This window comes from Desulfatibacillum alkenivorans DSM 16219 (genome assembly GCF_900142135.1).
Taxonomy (GTDB): Bacteria; Desulfobacterota; Desulfobacteria; order Desulfobacterales; family Desulfatibacillaceae; genus Desulfatibacillum; species Desulfatibacillum alkenivorans.
On sequence record NZ_FQZU01000029.1, the window covers coordinates 26,169 to 52,893 of the forward strand.

The following is a 26,725-nucleotide window of genomic DNA, read 5'->3' on the forward strand; positions in this document are numbered from 1 at the left end:
ATACTAGCCAATCAATAGAATATTTGGTATTTAATTCCAGAGGGCGGCATGCTAAGGACGGGCCAGGAAACAGCCGGGGCGTCATCCCGGACAATGGACTTCAACCCCGTTACCTTGCGCTTTACAGGCAAGGATAAAGCACTGGAGTCGCTTTTCCTGGACGAGTATTTTGAAAAGTCCCTGAGCCAGGCCCGGGGATCGCTCTACCTGATTTTATTTTATTACCTCTTTTTCGGCTTGCTGGATTCCCGGCTTCTGGCCGATTCAACGGTCAATGCCGTATTCACCATCCGTTTTCTGATCGTCGGCCCTATCATCACCCTGGCTCTTTTCCTCACCTATGCAAGGTTTTTTAAGGTGGTGATGCAGCCGGTGCTGGCCGCCGTCATGTTCATCACCGGGGCGGGCATTGTCATGGTTTTGATCATCGCTCCGCCGCCTCTTAACTTCGCCTATTATGTGGGGCTGATCCTTGTTTTCATCCATGCCTATACCTTCACGAAAATCCGTTTCATCTGGGCCTCCCTGGCCGGATGGGGGCTTGTCATCCTTTACGAAGTAGTGACCGTGTGGGTGATTTACACGCCTGCTGCGATTCTAATCGGCAACAATTTTCTTTTGATCTGCGCCAGCGTGGTGGGCATGCTCACCTGCTATTCCATGGAATATTTTGAGCGCAAGAGCTTCTGGCTGAATCATCAACTGCTTACGGAGCACGAAAAGGTTAACCGGGCCAATCAGGAGTTGGAGCAGGAAGTGGCCCGGCGCACCCGGGAAATCACCCGCGCCAATCAGGATTTAAGCCTGAAGATCGAGCAGAATCTCCGCATCATGGAGAAATTGAAGGAGTCCAGGGATTTCGCCGAAAGCCTCATCAAGTCCCTTCAGGACGGATTGGCCGTATTCAGCCCCGAGGGAAGGCATTTGGAAGTGAATCCGGCCTTTTGTCATATGACCGGGTTTTCCCGGGAGGAAATCCTGGACATGTCTCCCCCCCATGCATACTGGGCGCCTGAGGATAAGGCCATGCTGACCCGGGCTTTCGCCAATTCGTCGGCCGTCAGCAGGCCTTCGGGAATGGAAACCGCCCTGGTGCGCAGGGATGGAACCCGGATTCAGATTCTCATAAGCCTGTCCCCCATCCGCCATGAGGGCGAAGACCTGACCGGTTACGTGGTCACCTTCAAGGACATTAACGCCAGAAAAATGGCCGAGCAGGCTTTGGCTCACAGCGAGGCCCGGTATCGGGCCATTCTGGCCAGCATGGAAGAGCTTTATTTTGAGCTGGACTTGTTCGGGCGCTTCACCTTCGTGAATGACGCGGTCATGCGCTTTACCGGATATTCCAGGGAGGAATTGCTGGACCTGGAAAAAGGATGGTACAACCTGACCATGGATGGGGACCGCATGTTCGGGGCATTTTCCACCATTTACGCTTCCGGCCAGGCGGCGCTGCTGGAGGATTTTCCCGTCCTGGCCAAGGGCGGAGCCGAAAAAATCGCCCAAATCTCCGCGTATCTTATGCGGGACAAGGAGGGCAACCCTATCGGCTTCAAAGGCCTGGGCCGGGACATCACCGAATCCATGGCCGTGGCCCGGGAGAAAAAGCTCCTGGAATCCCAATTGCGCCAATCCCAGAAAATGGAGGCCGTGGGCACGCTGGCCGGCGGCATCGCCCACGATTTCAACAATATCCTGTCAGCCATCATGGCCTACACCGAGGCCATGCTCATGGAGCCCGACGACCGGACAAAAAACGTGACCCGCCTGGAAAACGTAAAAAAGGCCAGCCTGCGGGCCCGGGAGCTGATTCGCCAGATTCTGACCTTCTCCCGCAATACGGAGCACAAAAAAACGCCCGTCTCCCTGCCTTTTATCACCCGGGAAGCCCTTAAGCTGCTTCGCGCCTCCCTCCCTTCCACCATCAAGATTCAATACCGCGCCGAAGAGAACATGGGCCGCGTCATGGCGGACCCCACCCAGATTCATCAGGTGCTCATGAACCTTTGCGGCAATGCGGAGCACGCCATGCGGAAAAACGGCGGCGTTCTGGATATTTCGCTGGATACGGTTTATCTGCCGCCGGGGGAGGCCGCGCCCCATATGAACCTGTCGCCCGGGAGATATATCCGGCTCTCCGTGGCCGACACGGGCCAGGGCATGTCTCCTGACGTCATAAAACGCATTTTCGACCCTTACTACACCACCAAGGAAAAAGGAGAGGGCACCGGCCTGGGGCTGGCTGTAGTCCACGGCATTGTGGAGGCAGGGCAGGGCGCCGTCACCGTGGAAAGCGAAGCGGGAAAAGGGGCGTGCTTCAGAGTCTATCTGCCCGAAACCCTGGAAAAAGAGGAAATTCAGGAGTCCGCGGCAGGAGATGTGGCCGGCGACGAAACCATCTTGCTGGTGGACGACGAATCCGATCTCCTGGAGTCTTACACGGCCTTGTTTCGCCATTACGGGTACCATGTCTCGGCCCATCAAAGCAGCGCCCAGGCCTTTGCCCGGTTTATGAGCGGCCCGGAACAATTTGACCTGGTGGTCACCGATCAGACCATGCCGGAATTGACCGGCCTGGAGCTGGCAACCAAGATCATGAAGGTGCGCCCCGGCCTGCCCGTAATCTTATGCACCGGGTACAGCAGCGACGCCGGAGACGAACGGTCCTTTGAAAACGCCGGCATTCGCAAAATGATCATGAAGCCTTTCGCCTTTGACGAATTCATAAAGGACGTCCGCAAGATCCTGGACGGGGAAAAAACGGCGTCCGCCTCAAAATTCAAAAAGCCGTCCTCCGCCTCGAAGCTTCAGGGGGCACGAGTTTCAGGCGGTAAAGATCCCCGGCCTTCCTGATCCTGCGCGCATCTCAGTTTGGCATCCGTTCGTTTGTTTTTTTTGGGGAGGGGTAAGAAAAAAAACTTGACGGCATGGGGCTGCATGCATTAAGTCACCGTTTAGTGACTTGATGGCGGATGCGAAAGAAAAAGGATCACCATGAAAAACCCCACCCGAAATAGAGAAGCCACCAGGCTCAAGCTCATCAACGCCGTGGGCCAGGTGCTGGCGGAAAAAGGCTTCACCCATTTGGGCGTCAACGCCGTCGCCAGGCAGGCAGGCGTGGATAAGGTGTTGATTTACCGCTATTTCGGCGGGATGCCCGGGCTCATCAAAGCCTTTGGGCAGGAGGGGGACTTCTGGCCGTCCATGGAGGAGCTGGCCGGGGGGAACATAGACGCCTACCGGGTTCTTCCGTTGGAGGAAAAGCTCAAAATCATGGGCCGGAACTATCTGAAGGGCATCCGCAAGCGGCCTTTGACCCAGGAGATCATGGCCTGGGAGATGGTGGAGCGCAACAACCTCACGGAAGAGCTGGAGATCATCCGGGAAACCCGGATGCTGCGCTTCGCCGAGCTGTTTCTCCAAGTGGGCGAGGAGACCGTGGACGTCATGGCGGTGGTGGGGCTGATGGGCGCCGGTCTAAGCTATCTGATCTGCCGGAGCCGCAGGATTCGCTGGTATAACGGGATTGATCTGGAAAACCAGGAAGGCTGGAAGCGCTTGGAAAACGGGATCGATCTTGTGGTGGAGGGGGTTGCAAGGCTGATGCAGGCGCGGGACTAGTCAGGAGCTTGTAAAATCCGGGCTAGGGAGCGCGCGTTTTTTTTATCTATAATGTCACCAAATAGTGACAAAAGGAGAGAACGATGAACAGTCGACGAAACTTCATGAAAGGCGCCATGGCCGCTGGCCTGGCTTTCGCCGCCGGGCCTTTGCTTGCCGCCTGCGCCTCCCATCCCCAGGCCTTACGCCGGGAGGCGCTTCCGGACAATTCCCTGTCTTTTCTCGAGGGCCCTGAACAGGAAATGCTTCATCTGGCCAGCCTGGCGCCCAGCGGCCATAACAGCCAGCCATGGAAAGTGCGGGTTGCAGGCCCGGGGCGTTGGATGGTGGAGGCTGATTCCGCCCGCCGGCTGCCTGCGGTGGATCCCGAAAACCGGGAACTGCTTTTGTCTTTGGGCGCTTTTGTGGAGAATTTATCCCTGGCGGCCGGCTCTTTGGGCTTCCGGGCGGAAGCGGAAACCATGGCGGAAGGCCGGGGGGACGGGGATATTGTGCGGATTTCCCTATTCCCAGACAGGCGCCGGCCCTTTCCGGTGGAGTTGATGCGCCTGCGCCGCACCGTCAAAAAGGGGCAGGCGTCCAGGGAAATCTCTTCTAAGGACTTAAAGGCCCTTTTTCGGCATATGGAAGGGTTCGCCCATTATTTTCCCCGCGGTTCCCGGCACGCCTCCTGCATTCGGGATGCGACTGCGGAGGCGTTTCGCACCCAATCCTTTCGGGACGACGCTCAAAAGGAGTTGGTCAGGTGGCTGCGTTTGTCCAACCGCTCCGTAATAGAACACAGGGATGGATTAACCGTCGCAGGCATGGAAATCAGCGGCGCGCCGGGCTGGTATTTACGGAACTTCGGAAAGCCGGAGGATTTTTTAAAGCACTCTTTCAGGGAGCAGGGCGCGGACCTCGCGGCCAAAACGGCCGCCGAAGGCGGAGGCTGGATCGTCGTCACAAGCCGCGGGGATTCGGTCAGCGACCTCATAGAAACGGGACGGCGCTTCGAGCGCATGGCCCTGGAGGCCAGGGCTCTCGGCATTGGAATTCATCCCATGACCCAGGTTCTGGAAGAGGCGACCGGCCAGGATGTTATCGCCGCCAGCCACGGCCGGCCCATGCATCTGCAGTTTGTGCTGCGGGCGGGGTATGTGGAAAAATATCCCAAGCCGGTTAGTCCACGCCGTCCATTGCCGAGTTTTGTGCGCGGCCCCGCGGCGGTCTAATCCGTCAGGAAAGGGGCGTTTTCAGTCGGCGGCTGCGCCGGGGGCGTCTTCTCCGTACACGACAGCGAACACCTCTGCATCTTCCGTCTCAAACGAGGGTGTCGGGTTTGGACCTAGCTTGTTTTCGGGAAAAAAACCCTTTTTGGTTACGTAAAAAATAGTCGCCCCTTTTTTTAGATCGTGCTCATTTTCGACGTTGGGGAGCCCCGCCCTATACATATAGTATTCGGTGGTTGCATCCGAATTGTGGCCGTGAGGGACCATCATGTCTCCCTTTTTCATGTGGGTCGACAGGTAGTTCACGACTTTCTGCGCATCCGGGAAATACCCCGTCGCCGGATTAATGGTTACGGGATCCTGGACGGCGGTCACAAAGGCGGCCGCCAGGGAAAGGGCCAGCAAAACGCCTTTCCCTTTTTCTTTGAATTTGGCAGCCAACAGGCAATAGCCCGCGTCCATGGCAACAAGGGCGAAGAGCGGCAGGTATATCCATGTTCTAGGGAAAGGTATGGACCGTTTGGCCAACAGAATAATAAAGCTGCATACAAAAATGATGGGCGCCAGCCAGAATCCCTGTTGGTTTTTTAGGCGGGATAAATGAAGCAGGCCCAAAGCCAGTATAATAAAAAGCAGAATCAGGACGACCGGCGGCAGCCCCAGGGCCATCTGATTTCCCGTTTGGGCGAAATGCTCCGGCAGTTTTTCCAGAAAGAATCCCCAGGGTTTGGCCTTGACGAACTTGTTGCTGATTATGTGGCTCACCCCGTCGCTTGCGATGATCACGGGAGTGTATAAGAACAGGGCGCCTGCAAGACTAAAGGCGGCGCAGGGCGCAACAAAACCGGCTGCGATGTCTTTCAGACGGACCCCGTTAATTTGCATGCAGGCCGCCGTCCAGAGGGTTATTCCCGCGGCCGGAAAAAGAAATGTGGGGACGTCGAACATGCCCAGGCTGATAATCAGAGAATATAGAAAGCATGAGGGGAGGTTGGGCTTTTCCGCCAGCCTGAGCCCTGCAATAGCAAGGCAAATGCTTAGCAGGCAAAGGATGGTGTATCCCCGGGCCATGGAACTGTACAATATGAAATACGGAAGGACGGCCGTCAAGGCCGCAGCAAAAAAGCCGGATTCTTTGGATTTGAGGATTAGCCGCGTCAGCAGAAAAACGGCTGGAATGCACAATACTCCGGCGGCGATGGACGGCAGCCGGATGGCGAAAGGACCGGTTCCAAACAGCGTCACGGATAGTTTGACGAACAAAGTATGAAGAACATGATTGTTCGGCGCGGGATAGGAGAACAGATATAGAGCGCCGTTATTGACAAATTGGAGGAATGTGTGGGCCTCGTCAAATCGCATGGGCTGAAAAGCAAAATACACCCTGATGCCCGCGCCGATCAGCATAAAAGCGCCGATCCAGGCCCATTCCCGCCGGAATTGGGTCCGGCTGTCCGTCCATTTCAGCAAGTCCACGGCTTCCGAAAAAAGCAGCCTGCTCCAATCCGTAATTTTTGCCGCCAGGGTTCCTGATTTTCTCCTATGAGAAAAAAAAGCCGACAAGGCCAATGCGATGAAAATCGTCCCCCAGACCGAGAAAAAAAGATCGCACATCGGGCCGCGCGCCGTCCAGAGGGGATGGGGGGCTATTTTTCCAAAAAACGCGGCTGAGAAGTGAAGGCGTCCAAAAATATAAAGAATGCAGCCGATTACGGCAAGGCCGCTGATTTCGATCAGAGGGTAGTGTTTTTTCATCCCAGTAAAACGTCCAATTCCGGCAAAGCTGTTATCAGAGAGAGTGGGAAACGGAGCATGATAATTCTGTGGGCTTACTTAATGCACCGGAGCCCTATACACAACCCAAAATAACAAGCTGTCCGCCAAAATGGAGTAACGAGAATACAACAGGGGCCGTTTATCCTTCCCTGCTTTGGAATGCGCCCCAGTTGCGCAAATCCCTGCCCGTGGGGTTTTGAAAGACTCCCAGGTCGAATTCCGGCAGAATCGCCAGCAGATGGTCGAATATATCGGATTGGGCGGCTTCGTAATTGGCCCAAGCCTTGTCTTTGCAAAACACGTAGATTTCAAGCGGCAGGCCGTTTTCTCCGGGCGGAAGCTGCCGAACGAGAAAAGTCATGTCCGGATGAACCAGGGGGTGGTTTTTCAGGTAAGCGATGACGTAGGCCCGGAAGGTGCCGATGTTGGTCAACCGGCGGCAATTGATCTTGTTTTCTCCGTCCGATCCCAGGGCGGCGTTGTGTTCGGCCAGTTCAACGCCTTTGTCTTCCATGTACTTGGCGATGTAGCGGATGCGGGAGAACCGCTGCAGCATTTCGTCCGTGCAGAATTTGATGGTGTTCATGTCAATGTGTATGGCCCGTTTGATCCGTCTGCCGCCGGACTCCTGCATGCCTCGCCAGTTCTTGAAGGAATCGCTGATGAGCGCGTAAGTGGGCACCGTGCTGATGGTCTTGTCGAAATTGCGCACCTTGACCGTGGTCAGGGTGATTTCCTCCACGTCTCCGTCGGCCCCGTATTTGGGCATTTCAATCCAGTCTCCGTGCTTGAGCATTTTGTTGTAGATCAACTGAATGCCCGCCACAAAGCCCAAAAGGGGATCTTTAAACACCAAGAGGAGAACCGCGGTCATGGCGCCAAGACCGCTGATGAAGTATACCGGGGTTTTGTTGAAGACCACGGAAATGCCCAAAATAAGGGCGATGAAGTAAACCGCAATCTTGACGACCTGGACGATGCTGGTCAGGGGGATTTCCCTGGAAACGGCCAGGTTTTGATACATGGCGTGCAAAGCGTTGACCAGCGCCGTGATCACCAGCATGCCCGCAATGATGAAATACAGCCTGAGCCCGCCTTGCAGGGCCAGCCGGGCCTGGGGGTATCCCGCGGCCAGCAGGGGCAGGGCGAAATGCACCACCAGGGCGGGCGCCAATAGGGAAAGCCGGCTGAACACCTTATGCTCAACCAGAAGGTCGTCCAAGGTGGTTTTGGTGGCCGCCTTCAATTTGGGGATGACGGTGTCGGCCACCCGGCGGGCCGCGTAAAGGGCGGCGGCGCTGAGAATGACCGTCGCCAGGACAACGATGATCCTGGCCAGGAATTCGGCGGCCGCCTGCGATAACTCCGCCTTCATCAGCATTTGTTCCATCCATTGAAGCTGGGCCATCAAGCAATCCTCGCAAAAAAGCAAAGCGCGGCCGTAATTGGGAACGGCCGCGCTTTGGTATCAGTTGTTATTGAGTTTTAGATCCATAATGGCGGATCTTACAAATTATCACCCGCAGGCGTCAATCCTGTTTTTAATCAGGGCCTCCACCACCGCCGGGTCCGCCAGGGTGGAGGTGTCGCCCAGATTGTCCAGTTCGTTGCACGCCACCTTACGCAAGATGCGCCGCATGATCTTGCCCGACCGGGTTTTGGGCAGACTGTCGGTGAACTGCAGCACCTCGGGCGTGGCGATGGGGCCGATGTCTTTCCGGACGAACAGGGAAAGCTCCTTTCTGAGTTCTTCCGACGGCTCAAAACCGGAGGACAGGGTTACGTAGGCGTATATGGCCTGGCCCTTGATGTCGTGGGGAAAGCCCACCACGGCCGCTTCAGACACCGCCGGGTGCGCCACCAGGGAGCTTTCGATCTCCGCAGTCCCCAAACGGTGGCCTGACACGTTGATGACGTCGTCGATGCGCCCGGTGATCCAGTAATACCCGTCCTCGTCCCTGCGTGCGCCGTCGCCGCTGAAATAGGTTCCGGGACACTGGATGAAATAGGTGGACTTGAACCGCCGATGGTCGCCGTATACGGTTCTGGCCAGGGCCGGCCACGAGTCCAGCATGACCAGATATCCTTCCCCCGGTCCATCCAGTTGATTGCCCTCCTTATCTATCAGGGCCGGTTGAATCCCGAAAAAAGGCCGTGTGGCCGAACCTGGCTTTAAGTCCGTTGCGCCGGGTAAAGGGGTAATCATAATGCCGCCCGTCTCGGTTTGCCACCAGGTGTCCACAATGGGGCAGCGCTCTTCGCCCACCACCCTGTAATACCACAGCCAGGCTTCCGGGTTGATGGGCTCGCCCACCGTGCCCAGCAGCCTCACGGATTTGCGGGAAGTCGCCTTGACCGGCTCGTCCCCCTGCTGCATGAGCGCCCGGACCACCGTAGGCGCGGTGTAGAAAATGTTCACCTGATGCTTGTCGCAGATTTGCCAGAACCTGGAAAAATCCGGATAATTGGGAATGCCTTCAAACATGATGGTGACGGCCCCGTTGGCCAGGGGGCCGTATATGATGTAGCTATGGCCCGTCACCCAGCCGATATCGGCCGTGCACCAGTATATGTCGCCGTCGTGATAATCGAAAACGTACTGGTGGGTGAGGGATGTATACACAATATAACCGCCGGTGGTGTGCAGCACCCCCTTAGGCGTGCCCGTGGACCCGGAAGTGTACAGGATGAACAAAGGGTCCTCCGAATCCATATGCTCAGGCGGGCACTCCGTGCTTTCCTTGGCAGTCAAATCATGCCACCAGACGTCCCGCCCCGCCTTCATGGGAACGTCCGCGCCGGTGTGCTTGACCACAATGCATTTTTTGACCATGCCGGCTTTGTCCATGGCCTCGTCCGCGGCTTCTTTCAGGCCAATCGCCTTGGGGCCGCGCAGGCCCTCATCCGCGGTAATGAGAATGGTGCACTCCGCGTCCGTGATTCGGTTCGCCAAAGCGTCGGGCGAAAATCCCGCAAACACGATGGAGTGGATGGCGCCGATGCGGGCGCAGGCCAGCATGGCGACCGCCAGCTGGGGAATCATGGGAAGGTAGATGGAAACCCGGTCCCCCTTTTTGACCCCGCAGGATTTCAAGACGTTGGAGAAACGGCACACCCTCTCGTAAAGCTGGCGATAGGTGATTTTCTCCTCCACCCCGGGCTCGTTGCCCTCAAAAATAATAGCTGTCTGATCCCCCCGATTCTCCAGATGCCTGTCCAAACAATTGTAGGCCACGTTCAGTTTGCCGTCCAAAAACCATTTGATGTCTACGTCCCCGTTAAAACTGGAATTCTTGACTTTGCTAAAGGGCTCGAACCAGTCAATGCGCTGCGCTTCCCGAGTCCAGAATGCATCGGGATCGTTGACGGACTCTTCATACATTTTTTGGTAGCGCGCGTCGTCGCACCATGCGTTCTTTCGCCAATCTTCAGGGACGGTGAAAAGGTCGTTTGACATACTTGCTTCTCCTTTGCTGAAACGTTTCCTGTTACAAACAGCGAACAGCTTCCAAACACGAAACCCACTACAGGCGGGGGCTTGATTTTAAAAGAGACGAAATAAAACGTCGAAAAAGGATATTTACTAGCCAGAGGCAACTTGGAGATTACGGCTGAACTGCTTGGATAAAGCCGGGGAACATCCCGCCGGCCGACAGGATGATTTCCGGTAAGGTTGAGTCAAAGGTATCACATCCAAAGGTTTTATGACCACAAAAAAATTGGCTGAAAATTTCACTCGAAAACACTTTTCTTGTGTGAGCGGCGTTCAGGCCCGTAAGAAGGGAGAGTTGCTGGATAAAACCCGTTCCCCCCTGGAACTGCGCTTCGACCGGGAGTCAAATTGCACTATGGTTTGACTAAACCTTGGGGCGCGGGCTTAAGTCCTGGAAATGGCGCCGCTCTCCCCATTATGCGCCGCCGCCGTCCTTATGCATTGCGGCTGAAATACTCCCGGACCTTTTCAGGATGGTTGGTCGTGATGGAATGCAGCCCCATGCCCCGGTACCACCACGCCTGCTGGGGAGCGTCCACGGTCCACACATGAACCTCCAGGCCCTGGTTGTTCAAATACTGCACCAGGGTTTTGTCCAGGGACTCCTGCTGCTCGATGCTGATGCCGTCCGCGTTGGCCGCCCGGGCCTTTTTCAATAGGCCGGAAGGCGTGTTGGCCTGGTAGGGCAGGTAGGTTTCCCTTAAATAGCTGGAAATCCAAAAGCCCTTCACCTCCGGGACGGCCTCCTTCCAATCGCGGACGACCTCCGGGTTAAAGCAGATGACGGCGACGTCCTCCAGGGGCGCGGGAGACTCTTCCAGAGTCTGTTTCAAAACCGGAACGATTTCAGGGCCGCATTTGACTTCTATGAACAAACGCTTTCCTTCAGGCAAAGTCTCCAAAACCTCAGAGAGCAAAGGCAGGTGCTCCCCTTCCCGGATTCCCTTGCCAAAGGCGCGTTTGGCCTTTTTGTAGGACGCCTTGGCGATTTCAAGATCGCCGAACAAAGTGCGGGATATCACCGGGTCGTGGTGGCAGACGATCCGGCCGTCGCGGGTAAGGTGCACGTCGGTTTCTATCCCGTCCGCATTCTGGCTCCACGCTTCCTCAAAGGACGCCAGGGTGTTTTCCCTGGCCGCTTCAGGGACGCCGCGGTGGGCGATGATCAGAGACTGATAGGTAGGTTGCGAATCCAAATGATTGGTCCTGACGGGCGCTGAATTTGGCATATAATTTGGAAGCCTTGGTAAATAGTTAAAGAGCGCGAATAAATTCTATTATACTAATATAAACACACGGGAAGATTTAATAAAGTCCATAATGGAAAAAAATTGGAAAGAAAAAGTCCGGTGGAGAAGCGTAAAGGCCCTACAGCCCCGCCCTCCGCGGGTTCCGGCGCCATAATCGCCCATGGGGGAAGCCCCGGAATCCCGGGGCTAGGCCAGCAAGGCCTTGACCGCGCTTTTCAGGTCCCCCATTCCAAAAGGCTTGGGAAAGGTCCTGTGCGCCCCCTTGTTCCGGGCCGAGGCCAGATCCACCCCGCAGCCCCCGGAGGCATTGGCTGACATGGCGATGATTTTGACGTTGGGAAAGCTCCTGGTCACTTCATCGATCACTTCCAGGCCGTTTCGCTCCGGCATGGAAAGATCCGTGATGATCATGTCCATGGGCTCTTCTCTGTAAATGCTTTGGGCCGCCATTCCATCCGAGGCCTCATAGACCTCATACCCGTCCGATTCAAGAACCTGGCGCAGCATGTCGCGAATCATGGATTCATCGTCAACAACAAGAATACGGGATTTCATGGCTTTCATGTCCTGTGTCCGGGTTATCCGGCCGGGCCGGAAAAGGGGCGGGCCATGAGCCCCGCCCGATGTTTTGTATGTAGACACTGATAAACAGCATACCATGCATTGAATGGAAGCAATTAGTATGCCATAGTAATCCATAACTCCCTTTAAATGCGGGATTTACTAACTTTGTACGAATAAAATACCTTTTATTAAGGCTTTTAAATGATGTATTTTTGCGGATTTCAAGGCCTGGACGGAAAATGAAAAATCAGTTCACATATTTTCAGCGTCAAAAATCCTGGGTAACAATTTGAAAAAACGTCAATTTTCCTGCATGGCGGGAATAAATGATCCAAGGCCGGTCAAATACATTCCCATTCTAGAAGTGAGCCGCAATGCGCTTACGGCTACAGACCCGGCAAGGGAAAGCCCGCCTTTATGAGATTTTGCAGGGACAAAAAACGAGGTTCTGGCAAAGCGTCCGGGGAGAACCATTTCCATTGGGAGCACTTGTGGGGCTCCCGCAGGGTCAAGTCCCCGGAAGCATACTCGCAGACCATGAACAGGGTGATGTAATGCTTGCCCTCGTTTTCAAACAGGTCGTTGGTGTAGGGGCCGGGCCGCGCGTTTTTCACGGCCATGCCGGTTTCCTCCATGACTTCGCGGACGGCGCACTGCTCCGGGCTTTCCCCAAACTCCAGGTGGCCGCCGGGCAAGGCCCAGGTTCCCTCTCCGTGGGCGTTTTTCCTTAAGCCCAGCAAAATCTCGCCCTCTTTATAGACAATTACCGCCACCCCAATGCGGGGGATTTTTTCCATGGCCTCGGCTCCTTCTTAAAAATCCGGACTTCTCAATGTCAACTCCTATGCTCTTTTTTGATTGTATGCTATTTTACAAATAATTTCATCCAAGGAGAGAAAACGCACCATGATTCCCAATGACTTGGAAAAGACCGTAAAAGAATACAAAAGGGTCTGGCCCATATTGACCCAACTGCAAATGGAAATTATTGGGCTGGCGAAAAAGGACGCATTTTTGGCCTGCGCCAAACGCCTGGGAATGTTAGCCAGGCAGGACGGCAAAAAGGTCGTGGTTTTTGAACATGAGTTGGAAAGCGATGTTTATCATGATTATCTGATTTACATGCACCGCCCCCGGGGAATAAGCCTTGTCCGGCAAATGCTGAATCGCAACCGCCATTCCCAGGGGAGTGACGAAAGACGCCTGCTGGAGGCCATGGTCCAGGCCCGGTTCTCCATGTTTTGGGTCAAGGAGCTTGTCCGCCCTGCCGGTTTTGTCGGCCGGGATCTCCTAAACGGCGGAGAGCATTTTATCCTTGACCGTTCCATCGCGAAACAAAAAGCCCAGGGACTGGTGATTGGGCTGAGGACCTTTCCCTACCTGGACGTTCGAATGCACACAGGGGCGAATCTTGTTGTCGGGCGGCTTGAAGAACCAAGCGATTTTGGGCCGGAAGAAAAAAACATCGGCGAAAAGCAGGAGCGAGCATATAATGAGGAGGTAATTTTCAAATGGCGGGAAGTGCTCCGTTCGTCCTTTTAGTCAGGCGGAGGAAGGGCAAAGGGAATGGACGAAGGTCTGAGAACAACCATAGCGGAGCAATTCAAGAACACCCAATTGGGGTTTATGAGGATCAGGAAAAATCTTGGGATAACGCATTTTACCGATATGGAAACGGAAACACTTTTACGAAGGATAATTTTGGCAACGCCCATTGCTGCAATAGACCGCAAGGGTAAAAATCACTATTTCGCGTGTCCGGAGTTTAACGCCGTCTTAACCATTAATGCCAATTCGCTCACCATTATTACAGCGAAAAAAATAACAAATGATTAAAAGATGTTGGGGACGGCGAGCGCAGCCCGAAGCCGGACGTCTCTAATGGAGGCGGCAGCCAAAGCCCCTCAAATCGTTCGGCGGCAGGCGCCCCTGGCGTCATCCATGGGCGCCCATGGAAAACATCCGTTCAGTATTGGAACTTCAATTTTACTAGTTCAGTCAATTATTACTAAATAATATCGCGTTTATTCAATTATATATCCAAAACTAATTAGCTCCTTGATTTTTTGTTAAATCAAAAAAAGCACTAGTTTTCCTTTTAGTTTTACTTGCAAAAAAAGTGACCATATGTTCAAAAAAAGATTGACTAAGCGAAAAAAATCTTTATGATGGCCGAAAGACTGACACGTCAGTCTAAATAAAGCGCCTGCTCAGACCGGGCCGTCCCAAAAACAGGCCGGATCGCTCTTCCAAACCGGCCCCCTTAAGGACGCACGATGCGCCAGCCCGGTATTTTCCCAATCGATAGCAAAACGAACACAGATGGAGGGTACTATGTTTGATTTGTCGTTGTCCAAAGAACAAAAAATGGTGAAGGACTCCTTTTCCAAATTGGTGAAGGATCTCATCGCCGACAACGCACACGAAATGGACGAAGCCGGGGAGATTCCCGTGAGCGCCGTCCAAAAGGCCTGGGAGTTGGGATGCTCCGTGTCCGGAGTGCCCGAGGAGTTCGGGGGGTACGGCATGGAGGATTCCCCCATTTTATCCGCCCTGGTTTTGGAGGAGCTGGCCTACGGAGACATGGCCTATGCGGTGGCCGTGACTGCGCCCTCCCTGTTCATCACGCCCATCAACGACATGGGAACGGAAGATCAGAAAAAAGCTCTTTTGCCCAATGCCTGCACCGACGACTACCACGTCTACACCATGGCCATGTGCGAGCCCCATTTCGGAGCGGACGCGGTGAGCCTCAAGACCACGGCCGAAAAGAAAAACGGCTCCTATATTTTGAACGGCGTCAAATGCTTTGCGCCTTGCGCTTCTCAGGCGGAAAAGATGCTGGTCTCCGCCAGCCTGGACGGCGAGAACAACCTCTTTGTGGTGGAAAAGGGCGCCGCAGGTCTGACCATAAGCGAAAAGGAAAAAAACCTGGGCCTTTACAGCCTGGAAACCAATACCGTCACTCTGGAAAACTGCGAGGTTCCCGCAGACGCCCGCATCGGCGGCGACAAAGGCGTGGATTACGACCGCGTCCTGGCCCGCTCCCGGGTCGCCATGGCCTCCATGGCCGCCGGCATGTGCCGTTGCTCGTTGGACATCGTCAAGCAATACGCCGTGGAAAGGGAGCAGTTCGGCGAGCCCATCGCCCACAGGCAGTCCATCGCCTTTATGATCGCGGAAATGGCCTACGAGACCGACGCCATCCGGCTCATGGCCTGGCAGGCCGCCTCCCGCCTGGAAGCCGGCAAGAGCGCCAAGCGGGAAGCCTACCTGGCCAAGCTGTACGCCGGTGAAATGGCCATGAAAATTTGCGACTACGGCGTCCAGATTCTCGGCGGACACGGGTACATCCGGGAAATGAACGTGGAGCGCCTGTACCGGAACGCCCGGAGCATCGCCTGCGTGGAAGCCTTGTCCATGGCCTAAGCGCCGTTAAGCCGTCGCTGCAAGCGGAGGCGTGTTTACTAAATCCGCCGCCGCGTTTCAAATATGCAATGAATCATCCCTAAGATGAACAGGAGGATGTGATGATAAATCTGGAACTGCCTGATTACCTGGATAACCTGAAAACCCAGATGAAGGGTTTCGCCGAAGGGCTTTTGCGCCCCATCGCCCGGAAATACGACGAAGCGGAGCACACCTACCCCGTGGAGCTGGACGTGCTCAAGGGCATGCCCGTCATGAGCCGCCCCAAGAAAAAAGCAGGGGAGGAGAAACCCAAAAAGGGTGCGGAAAGAAAAAACGGCTCCAATATGAGCCAGGCCGTCACCGTGGAATCCATATGCTGGGGCGACGTGGGCCTCATGCTCAGCATCCCCGGCGCCGGCCTTGGCAATGCAGCCATCGTCGCCGTGGCCACGGACGAGCAAATGGAGCGCTTCGGCTCCAAATGGGCCGCCATGGCCATCACCGAACCCGGCTCCGGCTCCGACGCCGGCTCCATCCAGACAACGGCCGTTCTGGACGGGGACGAATGGGTGCTGAACGGCGAAAAGATCTTCGTCACCTGCGCGGACCGCTGCGACGCCGTGGTTGTCTGGGCCAACGTGGACCCCAGCGCCGGCAAGGCGGGCATCAAGTCCTTTATCGTGGAAAAAGGGACCCCCGGCTTCACCCTGGAAAAGCTGGAGCACAAACTGGGCATCCGGGCTTCCGACACCGGCACCTTCTTCCTCAAAGACTGCCGCATTCCCAAGGACAACATCCTGGGCAGCGCCGAAGTCAAGAAATCCACCGAGGGCTTCAAGGGCGTCATGAAGACTTTTGACAACACCCGCCCCATGGTGGCCTCCATGTCCAACGGCGTGGCCGGCGCCTCCCTGGAGTTCCTCAAGCAAAAAATGGAAGAAGCAGGCATAGCCCTGGACTATAACGAAAACACCAACAACGTCAGCGCCATGCAAAAAGAATATTACATGATGGAAGCCAACCTGGAAGCCATGCGCCTCCTGACCTACAAGGCCTCCTGGATGGCTGACGAAAAGATTTTCAACAACGTGGAAGCCTCCATGTCCAAAGCCAAGGCCGGCCGCGCAGGAACCCTCATCACCCAAAAGGTGTGCGAGCTCCTGGGCTCCATGGGCTTCACCCGCGAGCACCTGGCCGAAAAATGGATGCGCGACAGCAAGATCCTGGACATCTTCGAGGGCACCGGCCAGATCCAGCACCTGATCGTGGCCCGGAACATCCTGAAACTCTCCAGGAACGAGTTGAAGTAACCATGTAGAACTTTGCGTTTGAGGGACCATGTTCGAAGATTTTACAAAAAAGCAGACCGCCCGCGCAGGGCGTTTGAGAAAAGGCCTGTTAAAAACGCCGGTGGCCGGCTCCGCTTATAAAAAGGCCGAAAGCCTGGGCCTGCAAATGGGCTTTGCCAATCTCATGTACAGTTACACCTGGCTGTTCAGGATGACGGCCTTCCGCCACGATTCCTTTAAGGAGCGTCTGGCGGAAAAGGAGTTCACCCTGCTTATGAAGGACAAGGAGGGGGCCTCCCAAAGGTGGTTTTGCTTTTCCGGCGGAAAAATCAGGACCATGGCCCAAAAGGGCCCGGACCCGGATTTCTCCCTGATCTGGAAAACCATTCCGGCCGGATGCAAAATCATGGCCGACATGGCCATGGGCAAGCCAAAGGTTCTTAAAAATGCAATCATAGACGGAAACTTACTCTTAGCAGGGGATGCGGCCATGGTGGCTTGGTTTTTGGAAACAAACAACCAAATGGCCAAGCTGAATCGAAAGAGGGCGAAACTAAAAAGCCGCATGGTGTAGGGGGGTGGGGCGCCGGCCGGAAGCCTGCCGGCCGGCGTCCCCGACTATCTCACATCCTCTGGATGCACCTCTTTTGACTATTGCCGGGGATGCTTGACTCCCATGATCCCGCCCCCCGGCGCCCAACCCGCCGCAAGACTCCGATTGCCTGTCCTCCCAAAAGATATAGCCATCCGGAAAGGCCATTACGGGCGCCGCCTTTTTTAGAAGGACGCCGCATGCGCCGACGGCCCTGCTTGGCAGGGCGATCCCTTCGCTCCCTTTTTGCCGTGACGTCTGTTGGTTAATTCTGGTATGACCTCCGTGTGAGGTACATTCATTTTCCCCAAAGACGCACGCCATTTCCGGATCCGATTTGGGAATCGCCAACGAGGAAGGTCGCTTAATGAAATCCAGATTCGCGTTGATTTATATTGTGGCAGTTCTGTTTTTTATCTGGGGCGTGCTCTTCGCAAGGTATGAGTGCTTCCCATGGAATCTGGCGGGGGATTATCTTGTCCAGCTTGAAGACTTTGTAAAAGGGGATCCTTTTGACGACACCCCGTTTTTAAAAAGACTTCAAGGGGTGTTTTCCCAGAGCACCATCCAGTTTGAGGGGGGGAAATATAACGTCATAGGGGCGGATCAATCGCTTGCGCCCGATTTCTTTTATGCCGGCCAGAAGAATCTGCCGATTTTGCTCACGGCGAAAGAAGACGGGGCCTATCTTGTTTACGGCGTTTTTCACGACGCCTCGGGCGACATTTCCCCTTACGCCCTGCTGATGGGCGTGGATGGCCGCACCGTCAAACGATCATGGAAAATCCCCTTCCTGGAGCAAAGCAAGCACGTAAGGCGCATGCTCATAACCGCAGAGGGCGACCTAATCACGAACAATTCGGACGCCCTCAGGTGCTATTCCTGGTGCGGCGATTTGAAATGGGAAATCCCGCCCAGCGGCTTCCACCACGAAATGGACGAGTACGAAGGCAAGGTGTACCTCTGGAGGGGTGACGCTGTGGCGGCCGTGGATCTGCATGATCAAAGCGTGAAAACCGTTTTGAAAATGAGCGATCTTATCCTGAACAATCCGGACATTAGCCTTTTAAGGGTTCCCTTGAATGACGCCTTCCGTTATTCCGATGACTATAGGGAAAATACGGCTTATGACGAGAAGGATCCGGATTTGGAAAACAAGACAAAGGCCTACCGATGCGATGACCCGTATCATCAGAATTCGGTGATGCTGAATAAAGGCGTCTGTTCCAGGTTTCCCAAAGACGCCCTGCTGCTCAGCTTCAGGCATCTGGACGCCGTCATGGTGGTGGATCCCCGCACCGCCAAGATTTTGTGGATGGAGCGCTTTGACCGTCAACACTCTCCAAGATGGCACGCCGACGGCATATCCGTATTCAACAACCGCACCCATTTTGACGCCACCCTCATAGAATATGTGGGCTTTGACGGCGGCCGGGAAACGATTGTTGACGGGGAACAGTATAATATCCACCGCAGGATAACGGGAAACCATCGTTTTTTAAAGGACGGGTCCATGATGTTTCTCGCCAATCCGCCTGAGTTTTATCATTTGGACGCCCAAGGAAGAAAAATCACCCATTTCATCAATCTCTATGACGACAGGTCGCTCATCGTCACCAATGCCTATTATGTCGAGCAAGCAGACCTGGATCGGTACGAATCCCGTTGCAAGGGCGAGTAATCTTAGGCATAGCAAGAACGGCGTCTAACCTGGGCGCCGCGTTAGGTCGCGCGTAAACAGCAGGAATTATTCGCCTGCCCCAAAACAAAATTGCAAGTTTTCCAGTTTAATGGTAATCATATACGAATCGGCGTGAGATTTTTTCATGCCAAACGGCCTTGGAACCCCCTGAAAACCACTATGGCGCCCCCAACGCCTCTGAGCGTTAAGGCGGAGTTCGCGTTGCAGGCGCCGGACAAGGCAGGGGCTCGCCTTTCTTTTTAAAATCGCCCGCGGGCGTCTCATCCAGATATCATTTTACAAAAGAGTCTTATGAACGGCAATGCTTTGACCCGGGAACGGAACGCAGGCTACGACTTTTTAAGGTTTATCGGAATTTCCGCCATCATTGGAGCGCACGTCAATCTTCCTCCGCTCTTTTTCCAGCTTAGAAATTTTGACGTCCCCTTGATGGTTTTTCTGGCGGGCATATCCTTTTCTGAGTTTTCATCCGCACGCTATACTTCGTATTTTAAATACGCCTTATCCCGCTTCAATAGAATCATCCTTCCCACCTGGATATTCCTGGCGCTGCATAATTTCGTCTATTACTTGCTTTACGACAAAGCGCCGGACTTAAATATTATAATATCGCAAATCACCCTCATTGGCGGGACCAAAGTCGGTATTTGGATAATCAGGACCCTGGCGATTGTCGCGCTCATTGCGCCGCTTTTGAATTATTTCAATAAGATCTCCAAGAAGGATATCGTCTTTTATATCGTAATCTTTCTGATATACTTCTCCTACGAGATTTTAATCAGAGTTTGCTTTCTGAACCGGGAGAAAATCAACATAACCCTGATTTTTAGCGTAATGGCCCCGGCAATGGCTTACGGCAGCATTTTTCTGTACGGGCTGCGGGCTCGGTTTTTCGGGAAAATATCCTTGCTAGTTCATATGGTAATCGCCCTATCCATTTACATTATATATACTTGGCTGATCTATCAATACGCAGGCAAATTCGTTCAAACGCAACTGTTTAAAAATCCTCCCCAGATATATTATTTTTCCTACGCAATGCTCATGACGATTATTCTTTATTACATAGTGCGTTTCCGAAATCCAAAAATCATGAATTTTCGCCTGTTCCGCTTCATAGGCCGGTCAACGCTTTGGATTTATTTATGGCATTGGATGTTTATTTTGATATTTCAGTACATCAAGCTGTATTCAAGCATCATAACCAGATACTTTTTGGTTTACGCCTTGGCGGTTGTAACCGTTTACATGCAAACCATGATTGTCGAATGGGCCGTCAAAAAGATTCCCATGAAAAAGGGCCGCCAAAAATTCATTAGAACGGTTTTTACAGGATGATCAGTGCGGACTGGCGAGGAAAAAATCTTCGCCGCGGAAGGATTGATCCCGGATTTCCACGGGAGTTCCTTTGAGATAAGGAAAAGGCCCGTTTTACTTCAACCCTTCGTATTCCGCTAAAAAGCGGGCGAAAAAAGCCGTCATAAAGGCATGGCGCCTGCCGGCGATGCGCTTCCCTTCCCGGGTTTGCATGCGATCCTTCACCTTTTTCAACTTCACCTCAAATTCCCGAAAACCCGTGTCGTCCTCCGTATAAGGCTTGGACTTAAAAGGATCCTTGCCCGGACTGTGCAGCCTTGCTCCAACTTCTCCGGCAAAGGCGAAGGCCCTGGCCACTCCGATTGCGCCGATGGAATCCAGCTTATCGGCGTCGAACAAAACCTTGGCTTCCAGGGTTTCGGGCGCCTCTCCTATGCGAAATCGGTGGGCGCGGATGCAATGGAGAACGTTTTCCGCCTTGTTGGCCGGCAATCCCAGTTCCTGAAGCAAAGGCGCAGCCATCTCCGCCCCTTTTTGCGCGTGGCAGATGGATCCGTTGGAAGCGTCCTGCCTGGCCCTGCCTATGTCGTGCAGACAGGCGGCCATGACAACCACCTCCTGGTCAGCGCCTTCCGCTTCTCCGATTCGGCGCGCCAAAGCAATGACTCGCTGGGTGTGGTCCCAATCGTGACTGGTGCGCGCCTGGGCGAAAAGGGCGCGGGCCGCCGCCTCCACCTGACCGGCTAATGGCTCCCCTTGATTTTTATCTTTTTCCATGCTTATGTACTCCGGCGGGTCCACAATGCCTATCTTTTTGGAAAAGTTCAATAATATGAATTCCTTTCCCAATTTGCGAATATTTACAAAATTTTGGATTAAAAAACAACATGTAAGGGTGTATTTTTATGGCGAATTAAGGTGTGAATGACATCACATTTTTATTGTGAAACCCTTCATTGAGAACTGCCGCTAATACAGATACTAATAACACACTAAAAATTTGGGCGGTACGCTTTTTTAAAAAAGGCGGCCGCTTTTTTTTGTCATCGGATTCCCCATTCTCTCCTCTGCGAGTCCGCCGGCTTCCATCCATCAGGCCGATGAACCCTGTAAAGTCATGTTCAAGAAATTTCCCTTTGCTTCCGATAAAGGCTTAAAAGAACGTTTTTGCCATAAGAAAGGGACTTCGAAATGGGATGCAACACAGAAAAAGGCTTTACCCGCAACAACCGCATATTATTTGTCGATGACGAGGAAAACGTAACATCCATAATGAACATGATGCTGGAAGGCCTGGGTTATGAGGTGACCAGCCATGCGGACGGCGCCAAGGCATACGATGATTTCACCCAACGCCCTGACGGGTACAGCCTGGTTATTTGCGATCAGGTTATGCCAGGCATGTCGGGCATGGATTTGCTGGAAAAAGTGAAAGGCGTCAGCCCGGAGACGCCGGTGATTTTATGTACAGGCTATACAAACGATGAGTTGCAGGAGCAAATTAAGAAGAAATCCGTTTCCGCCGTACTCACCAAGCCGTTCGCCATGCAGAAGCTGGCCCGCGTAATCAGCACCGTTTTGGACAACGCCTACGAAAAACAGGAGTATGACCGCGCGTCTTAGCGCCGAACTCGGCTCTTTTATCAAAATGCAACGGGAGCCAACCCCTCGCAAAAATGCATTGCAAGCCCCTTCGCTTCCCAATCGGCAGGCATATCCTGCAGGCGGAAAACGGCGGGGCTTTGTCATTTAATTCCAGAATATTAAAGACCTTTCTTGCCAATTGATTCAAACATGCTATAGTAAACGGGTTATGAAATATCAATCAACCGGGCTCGGAGGCCTGCCTAAACCCTATGCTTGGCGTAAAAGCCGCCCGTCCGGCGCTTATTGATGAGATATTGGTTGGAAGCCAGCCGCCCGTCCGGCGCTTATTGATGAGATATTGGTTGGAAGCCAGCCGCCGGGCCGCCCTGATTAGGGCGTACACCTGCTTCCGGCTGGCCGAATATACGAAAGTCCCGGAGCAGCCGGGCGGGAAAGGATAGAATGACCCAGGATTCTGAAATCGATCAGACTGAAGAAAGGGCGGCGGGACCGCGCTTCCTCACAAACACCAAATTTGCGGACTTTGACCTTCCGGAAACATTGCTGGAAGGCCTGAAGGACGCCGGCTTTGAGCGTTGTACGCCTATCCAGGCCCAGGTCCTGCCTGTGGCTCTCACCGGCAAAGACATCGCCGGACAGGCGCAGACCGGCACAGGAAAGACGGCCGCTTTTCTCGTGCCCATGTTTTCCAAACTGTTAAGGCTGGAAAAACGGAGTAAAACCCTGCCCTCCGCCCTGATTGTGGCCCCAACCCGGGAGTTGGCCCTGCAGATATATGAAGAGGCCGTTGTTTTAGGCGGGCACACGGATTTCACCATCGCCCAGGCCATCGGCGGCATGGATTACCGCAAGCAAATGGACATCCTCAAGCAGGGCGCCGACGTTCTCATTGGCACGCCGGGCCGCATTATCGACTATTACAAACAAGGCATTTTCAAGACCCACGCCATTAAATCCGTGGTGATCGACGAGGCGGACAGGCTTTTGGATTTGGGCTTTGCCAAGGACATGCGCTACATCCTGCGCAAAATGCCCCATTACGAAAAACGCCAGTCCATGCTTTTTTCCGCCACCCTGTCCTACAGGGTTTTGGAGCTCACCTACGACTACATGAACCTTCCTGAGTTCATATCGGTCACGCCGGAAGAAGTGACGGTCAAGGGGATCGACCAGGTTTTATACCATGTGGGCCAGGATCAGAAGCTCCCCTTGCTTCTTGGCGTTTTTAAAAACGAGGATTGGACCCGGGCCCTGGTTTTTGTGAACACCAAATCCGGCGTGGAGTTTGTGGCCCATAAATTGAGGGGAAACGGGTTCCCGGCCGGCGGCATTACCGGAGACCTCCCCCAGCGCAAACGATTGCAATTGATGGAGCGCTTCAAAAACGGAGAGCTTTCCATTCTGGTGGCCACGGACGTGGCGTCCCGGGGCATCCACGTGGAGGACGTCAGCCATGTCATTAATTACGACCTGCCCCAGGACCCGGAAAACTACGTCCACAGAATAGGCCGTACGGCCAGGGCGGGCAAGACGGGAAAGGCAATCTCCCTGGCATGCGAGCATTACGTGTTTCACCTGGAGCCCATGGAGGAATTGATCGGCTTCTCCCTGCCCGTGGAATGGCCGGAGGAAGAGTACTTTCAGGAAGACAAAGCCGGACCCATGCCGGCCAGAAAACGCGGCCCCAAGGCGGATCAAGGCCGAGGCAGGGGCAAAGGCCGGGGAGGTAAGCGCGGGGGAAAGCCAGGGGGAGGACCCCGGCGGCGGAAGCCCCGCAAGGAAGGCGGAGACCCAAGCCCGGAAAAAAGCGCCGCCCAGGCCGATGGAGAAGCTCCGAAAAAGAAACGCAGGAGAAGGCGCCGCAAGAAAAAAAAGCCCGCCGCCTCCAGTCCGCCTGAAAACCAGTCCTGAATCCATCCGCCCGGCCGCAAAACCGGGCGGTAAACCCAACAACAATCCATGACCAAACCCGTCCACCCAGCCTGTTACCCCATCCTGCTCCTGGCCGCTCTGGGCTGCCGGCTTATTTTTTTTTACAATCACGGGACGGCCGAAGTCTTTGGAAAATACCCCTATTTCGCCCAACAATTGCTTCTGGGCCGCGACCTGGGAGAGCGCCTCCTGGACCTGAGCCCCCTGTACCTTTACTCCATGGCTTTTTGCATGGGCCGCCTGGGCCTTTCCATCCACGCCCTGGAGGCCGTGCAGCTTATTCTGGGCGCCCTGAACGTCCTGCTGATATTCGCCGCAGGCCGGCGCCTCATGGGACCCCTTGCAGGGTTCTCCGGCGCCTTGCTGTACGCCCTTCACGGCAATATCATGGCCTTGGAATCCACCTTCGAACCCCTGGTCCTGCTTCTTTTCCTAAGCCTTTTATGCATTCTTTATTTGGTCAGGGCGCAGGACGAAACGGAAAATTTTTCAAAGCGCCTGGGATTCCTCGGTACGGCCGGCCTTTTCGCCGGATTGGCCTTGATAACCAAGCCCAACTTTGGGCTGTTCTGCCTGGGGACGGCGTTCTGGCTTTTTGCGGCTTTCGACCCAAGCCTCAGCTTAAAAAGGCGCACAGCCCTGGCAGCCGTCTTTTGCGTTCTGGCCGGCCTGATCGTTCTGCCCATATCGGTTCGGAATTACATTAAGTTCGACGATTTTATCGCAGTGTCGGACTCGTACGGCAGGCTTTTCTATAACGGAAACGGGGGCGCGGCCACGGCGTTCTTCCCGCAAAACCTGGAAGGCCAGGACAAAGTTCCGGACGGAGAGACGGACCCGGATCACAGCCACGTGTTTTTCCGGGAAAGGGCTTCCGCCATGGCCGGGCGGGATTTAAAGCCGTCGGAAAGCGCCCGATTCTGGTTTCTGACGGGTTTGCGGGATTTGAAAGCAGACCCCAAAAGGGCGGCGGCGCTCTGGAGCCAAAAGACGGCGCTTTTTTTTCACGGATACGAAAATCACCTGATCGACGGCGCTTATTTTAAATGGCAATGGACCCGGAACAAGCCGTTCATCCCCTATATTCTGATTTCGGCCCTGGCTTTGGTCGGCATGATTTTGAACCAAAAGCATTGGCGGCGGCTTTTCCCCTTGTATTGCCTGGTTTTCACTTTTTTGTTTTCCTGCACAATCTTTTTGGCGGGCTCCAGATACAGGGCCCCGGCCCTTCCTGCTTTATGCCTGTTCGCCGGGTCCGTCATGGCTTATATGCAGGATTGGGTTGGCCAACGGGATTGGAAAAAGGCGGCGGCGACGGCTTTGGCTGTTGCGCTTTTAATCGCAGGGGATTCTTTGCTCTTTAAAGAGCCCGCCGCGGCCCATGACCGGGCGTTCCGGCCGGAGCTGCGCAGGCAATATGAAAAAGAGCATCCGGAATCCTATTCCCCGGAAACCGCTCCTTTGCCCCGGAGCGCTGCAAGCACGGCGCCCGCCAAAGCTGCAATTCCGCCGCACATCATGGCTTGATGGAACGCCGCCATAAATCCTTCCACATGTTCCGCGCTGTACGCGTCCAGAGTCGCCCCCGGATATATGGAGACGTACACGGCTGTAAAAACCGTACTGGCCATGGCGATGCCCATGACCATGCCCATGTTTCTCGCCGTTGCAATAAGGGCGGAAGCAATGCCTCTGCGATTGACCGGCACGGCGGTTATGGCGGCGGCGTTATTGGGGGATGTGAACAAAGACGTTCCCAAGCCCGCCAGGGCCAGCCTCCAGAAGATGGGAAAAACCTTTGTGGTGGGCTCCATAAACATGAACGAGAAAAACGAAGCCGAAAGCATGAGCATGCCTAATGTGCATAAAAGCCTGGATCCCAGCCGGTCGGACATGGCGCCGAAAATGGGCGCGCCAACCAGCATGAATAAAAAGGGAACCACCAGCATTCCGCCGGCCCCGGCGTCGGAAAAGCCTCCGGGATATTTGAGATAAAAGGGCATGAGAAAAATCAGGCAAAACAGGCTGATAAACAGGGTGACTGCAGCGCAGAGCGCGCAAGCAAACAGCCTGATTCTAAAAAGCTCCAGATCCACCAATGGGTGGGACGCTTTCACCTCCACAAAAATAAACAAGGCCGCGCCTCCGGCAAAGACCGCTATCAGGCTGATTATGGGAACGGACGTCCAGCCCATTTCCTTGCCCATGGATATGGCCAGGGTGAACGATCCGAACACCAGGGCCAAAAGCAACGCGCCCGTCCAGTCGAAACTTTCCCTGGGTCCTGAAGCCTGGCTTTCCTTTAAAACGCGGTTGGCGGCGATTATGGCGCCCAATCCCACCGGGAGGTTGATGAAAAAGATCCAGTGCCACGAAAAATGCTCCAGAATCAGCCCGCCCAGAGCAGGACCTACGGTCAGGCCAGAGGCCACCACGGCCCCGATCATGCCCATGGCCATGCCCCGTTCTTCCGGCGGAAAGTTGTCCGCAATCAAAGCCGGAGTGCACGACATGATCATGGCAGCCCCCATGCCCTGGAGAGAACGGGCCGCAATCAATACGCCCGCCGACCCCGCCAGGCCGCAAAAAAGGGACCCCAGGGAAAACACGAACAGCCCCCGGGTGTACACGCGCCTTCTGCCAATCATGTCCGAAAATCGGCCGAAGGATAGAAGCATGCACGATATGGTTAAAAGGTAAATAAGAGGCACCCAGCGAATGGTTGACAGGTTTACGCCGTAGCTTTTGAGAATGGAGGGCAGGGCGATGTTCACGATGCTGCCGTCCAGGGTGGACATGAAAATCCCAACGCCTACAATGCCGAATACAAACCATTTTCCTATTGCAGAATCCGTTTTCATGGAGAAACACTTGTGCACAATTTCTATTAAAAGGCAAATCTTCGCGCTTGCAAAATAAAAAAAATCCGGGTATTCTAAGTTAAATTGTCCGAACGTTC

Annotated in this window: 21 protein-coding genes; 13 read left to right on the forward strand and 8 right to left on the reverse strand. The window is 54.4% G+C overall.

Translation table 11 applies throughout. The features are described from left to right. Positions 1-48 precede the first annotated feature (48 nt). The 3 genes from BUE18_RS19375 (at position 49) to BUE18_RS19385 (ending at position 4,835) form a co-directional block, all read left to right on the forward strand. Positions 49-2,853 (forward strand): PAS domain S-box protein, encoded by a 2,805-nt coding sequence (locus tag BUE18_RS19375; protein ID WP_083611159.1) that lies wholly within the window; start codon positions 49-51, stop codon positions 2,851-2,853. 141 nt (positions 2,854-2,994) lie between these two features. After that, complete coding sequence (locus tag BUE18_RS19380) at positions 2,995-3,621, forward strand: TetR/AcrR family transcriptional regulator (protein WP_073477835.1); 627 nt, start codon at positions 2,995-2,997, stop codon at positions 3,619-3,621. 83 nt (positions 3,622-3,704) lie between these two features. Beyond that, complete coding sequence (locus BUE18_RS19385) at positions 3,705-4,835, forward strand: Acg family FMN-binding oxidoreductase (protein WP_073477836.1); 1,131 nt, start codon at positions 3,705-3,707, stop codon at positions 4,833-4,835. A 21-nt stretch (positions 4,836-4,856) separates the two neighbouring features. Here BUE18_RS19385 and BUE18_RS19390 read toward each other — a convergent pair whose 3' ends face one another. From BUE18_RS19390 to BUE18_RS19415, 6 genes are all read right to left on the reverse strand, one after another. Next, positions 4,857-6,587 (reverse strand): glycosyltransferase family 39 protein, encoded by a 1,731-nt coding sequence (locus BUE18_RS19390; protein ID WP_073477837.1) that lies wholly within the window; start codon positions 6,585-6,587, stop codon positions 4,857-4,859. 160 nt (positions 6,588-6,747) lie between these two features. Then, positions 6,748-8,016 carry a mechanosensitive ion channel family protein gene (locus BUE18_RS19395; RefSeq protein ID WP_073477838.1) on the reverse strand — a complete coding sequence of 423 codons (1,269 nt, stop codon included), beginning with the start codon at positions 8,014-8,016 and terminating at the stop codon, positions 6,748-6,750. 108 nt (positions 8,017-8,124) lie between these two features. Next, positions 8,125-10,065 (reverse strand): acetate--CoA ligase, encoded by a 1,941-nt coding sequence (gene acs / locus BUE18_RS19400; RefSeq protein WP_073477839.1) that lies wholly within the window; start codon positions 10,063-10,065, stop codon positions 8,125-8,127. Positions 10,066-10,535: 470 nt separating this feature from the next. After that, positions 10,536-11,297 (reverse strand): glycerophosphodiester phosphodiesterase family protein, encoded by a 762-nt coding sequence (locus BUE18_RS19405; RefSeq protein ID WP_170868413.1) that lies wholly within the window; start codon positions 11,295-11,297, stop codon positions 10,536-10,538. Between the two features lie 240 nt (positions 11,298-11,537). After that, entirely contained in the window at positions 11,538-11,906 is a 369-nt protein-coding gene (locus BUE18_RS19410; protein WP_170868414.1) for a response regulator, read from the reverse strand. A gap of 395 nt (positions 11,907-12,301) precedes the next feature. Continuing rightward, the gene (locus BUE18_RS19415) at positions 12,302-12,712 is read right to left on the reverse strand and encodes a nucleotide triphosphate diphosphatase NUDT15 (RefSeq protein ID WP_073477842.1); all 411 of its coding nucleotides are present in this window, start codon (positions 12,710-12,712) and stop codon (positions 12,302-12,304) included. A gap of 109 nt (positions 12,713-12,821) precedes the next feature. On the opposite strand from BUE18_RS19415, the gene BUE18_RS19420 reads away from it, so the two are divergent. From BUE18_RS19420 to BUE18_RS19450, 7 genes are all read left to right on the forward strand, one after another. Next, positions 12,822-13,457: a DUF7986 domain-containing protein gene (locus tag BUE18_RS19420; RefSeq protein ID WP_073477843.1), complete on the forward strand. Its 636-nt coding sequence runs from the start codon at positions 12,822-12,824 to the stop codon at positions 13,455-13,457. A gap of 24 nt (positions 13,458-13,481) precedes the next feature. Further along, positions 13,482-13,751, forward strand: coding sequence for a DUF3781 domain-containing protein (locus BUE18_RS19425; RefSeq protein ID WP_073477844.1), 270 nt, complete (start codon positions 13,482-13,484; stop codon positions 13,749-13,751). 498 nt (positions 13,752-14,249) lie between these two features. Further along, a complete protein-coding gene (locus BUE18_RS19430; protein WP_073477845.1) occupies positions 14,250-15,344 on the forward strand; it encodes an acyl-CoA dehydrogenase family protein in 1,095 nt (364 codons plus the stop codon). Between the two features lie 101 nt (positions 15,345-15,445). Further along, positions 15,446-16,636, forward strand: a complete 1,191-nt coding sequence (locus tag BUE18_RS19435) for an acyl-CoA dehydrogenase family protein (protein WP_073477846.1) — start codon at positions 15,446-15,448, stop codon at positions 16,634-16,636. 28 nt (positions 16,637-16,664) lie between these two features. Next, positions 16,665-17,189: a hypothetical protein gene (locus BUE18_RS19440; RefSeq protein WP_073477847.1), complete on the forward strand. Its 525-nt coding sequence runs from the start codon at positions 16,665-16,667 to the stop codon at positions 17,187-17,189. A gap of 385 nt (positions 17,190-17,574) precedes the next feature. Continuing rightward, entirely contained in the window at positions 17,575-18,888 is a 1,314-nt protein-coding gene (locus BUE18_RS19445; RefSeq protein WP_073477848.1) for an arylsulfotransferase family protein, read from the forward strand. A gap of 312 nt (positions 18,889-19,200) precedes the next feature. Next, complete coding sequence (locus BUE18_RS19450) at positions 19,201-20,247, forward strand: acyltransferase family protein (protein WP_073477849.1); 1,047 nt, start codon at positions 19,201-19,203, stop codon at positions 20,245-20,247. A 93-nt stretch (positions 20,248-20,340) separates the two neighbouring features. On the opposite strand, the gene BUE18_RS19455 is transcribed toward BUE18_RS19450, so the two are convergent. Next, the gene (locus tag BUE18_RS19455; RefSeq protein ID WP_083611162.1) at positions 20,341-21,054 is read right to left on the reverse strand and encodes an HD domain-containing protein; all 714 of its coding nucleotides are present in this window, start codon (positions 21,052-21,054) and stop codon (positions 20,341-20,343) included. A 363-nt stretch (positions 21,055-21,417) separates the two neighbouring features. Between BUE18_RS19455 and BUE18_RS19460 the strand changes: the two genes are divergently transcribed. From BUE18_RS19460 to BUE18_RS19475, 3 genes are all read left to right on the forward strand, one after another. Further along, positions 21,418-21,849 carry a response regulator gene (locus tag BUE18_RS19460; RefSeq protein ID WP_073477850.1) on the forward strand — a complete coding sequence of 144 codons (432 nt, stop codon included), beginning with the start codon at positions 21,418-21,420 and terminating at the stop codon, positions 21,847-21,849. A gap of 426 nt (positions 21,850-22,275) precedes the next feature. After that, positions 22,276-23,745, forward strand: coding sequence for a DEAD/DEAH box helicase (locus BUE18_RS19470; protein ID WP_139264805.1), 1,470 nt, complete (start codon positions 22,276-22,278; stop codon positions 23,743-23,745). Between the two features lie 48 nt (positions 23,746-23,793). Further along, complete coding sequence (locus BUE18_RS19475) at positions 23,794-25,293, forward strand: ArnT family glycosyltransferase (RefSeq protein WP_073477852.1); 1,500 nt, start codon at positions 23,794-23,796, stop codon at positions 25,291-25,293. Here the strand turns inward: BUE18_RS19475 and BUE18_RS19480 are convergent. Continuing rightward, entirely contained in the window at positions 25,206-26,627 is a 1,422-nt protein-coding gene (locus BUE18_RS19480) for an MFS transporter (RefSeq protein WP_073477853.1), read from the reverse strand. The genes BUE18_RS19475 and BUE18_RS19480 overlap by 88 nt on opposite strands. Between the last annotated feature and the right edge of the window lie 98 nt (positions 26,628-26,725).

Excerpts from the sequence above, each read along its gene's own strand:
- BUE18_RS19375 (WP_083611159.1), top strand. The coding sequence starts at position 49 with ATGCTAAGGACGGGCCAGGAAACAGCCGGGGCGTCATCCCGGACAATG.
- BUE18_RS19380 (WP_073477835.1), top strand. The coding sequence starts at position 2,995 with ATGAAAAACCCCACCCGAAATAGAGAAGCCACCAGGCTCAAGCTCATC.
- BUE18_RS19385 (WP_073477836.1), top strand. The coding sequence starts at position 3,705 with ATGAACAGTCGACGAAACTTCATGAAAGGCGCCATGGCCGCTGGCCTG.
- BUE18_RS19390 (WP_073477837.1), bottom strand. The coding sequence starts at position 6,587 with ATGAAAAAACACTACCCTCTGATCGAAATCAGCGGCCTTGCCGTAATC.
- BUE18_RS19395 (WP_073477838.1), bottom strand. The coding sequence starts at position 8,016 with ATGGCCCAGCTTCAATGGATGGAACAAATGCTGATGAAGGCGGAGTTA.
- acs (WP_073477839.1), bottom strand. The coding sequence starts at position 10,065 with ATGTCAAACGACCTTTTCACCGTCCCTGAAGATTGGCGAAAGAACGCA.
- BUE18_RS19410 (WP_170868414.1), bottom strand. The coding sequence starts at position 11,906 with ATGAAATCCCGTATTCTTGTTGTTGACGATGAATCCATGATTCGCGAC.
- BUE18_RS19415 (WP_073477842.1), bottom strand. The coding sequence starts at position 12,712 with ATGGAAAAAATCCCCCGCATTGGGGTGGCGGTAATTGTCTATAAAGAG.
- BUE18_RS19420 (WP_073477843.1), top strand. The coding sequence starts at position 12,822 with ATGATTCCCAATGACTTGGAAAAGACCGTAAAAGAATACAAAAGGGTC.
- BUE18_RS19425 (WP_073477844.1), top strand. The coding sequence starts at position 13,482 with ATGGACGAAGGTCTGAGAACAACCATAGCGGAGCAATTCAAGAACACC.
- BUE18_RS19430 (WP_073477845.1), top strand. The coding sequence starts at position 14,250 with ATGTTTGATTTGTCGTTGTCCAAAGAACAAAAAATGGTGAAGGACTCC.
- BUE18_RS19435 (WP_073477846.1), top strand. The coding sequence starts at position 15,446 with ATGATAAATCTGGAACTGCCTGATTACCTGGATAACCTGAAAACCCAG.
- BUE18_RS19440 (WP_073477847.1), top strand. The coding sequence starts at position 16,665 with ATGTTCGAAGATTTTACAAAAAAGCAGACCGCCCGCGCAGGGCGTTTG.
- BUE18_RS19445 (WP_073477848.1), top strand. The coding sequence starts at position 17,575 with ATGAAATCCAGATTCGCGTTGATTTATATTGTGGCAGTTCTGTTTTTT.
- BUE18_RS19450 (WP_073477849.1), top strand. The coding sequence starts at position 19,201 with ATGAACGGCAATGCTTTGACCCGGGAACGGAACGCAGGCTACGACTTT.
- BUE18_RS19460 (WP_073477850.1), top strand. The coding sequence starts at position 21,418 with ATGGGATGCAACACAGAAAAAGGCTTTACCCGCAACAACCGCATATTA.
- BUE18_RS19470 (WP_139264805.1), top strand. The coding sequence starts at position 22,276 with ATGACCCAGGATTCTGAAATCGATCAGACTGAAGAAAGGGCGGCGGGA.
- BUE18_RS19475 (WP_073477852.1), top strand. The coding sequence starts at position 23,794 with ATGACCAAACCCGTCCACCCAGCCTGTTACCCCATCCTGCTCCTGGCC.
- BUE18_RS19480 (WP_073477853.1), bottom strand. The coding sequence starts at position 26,627 with ATGAAAACGGATTCTGCAATAGGAAAATGGTTTGTATTCGGCATTGTA.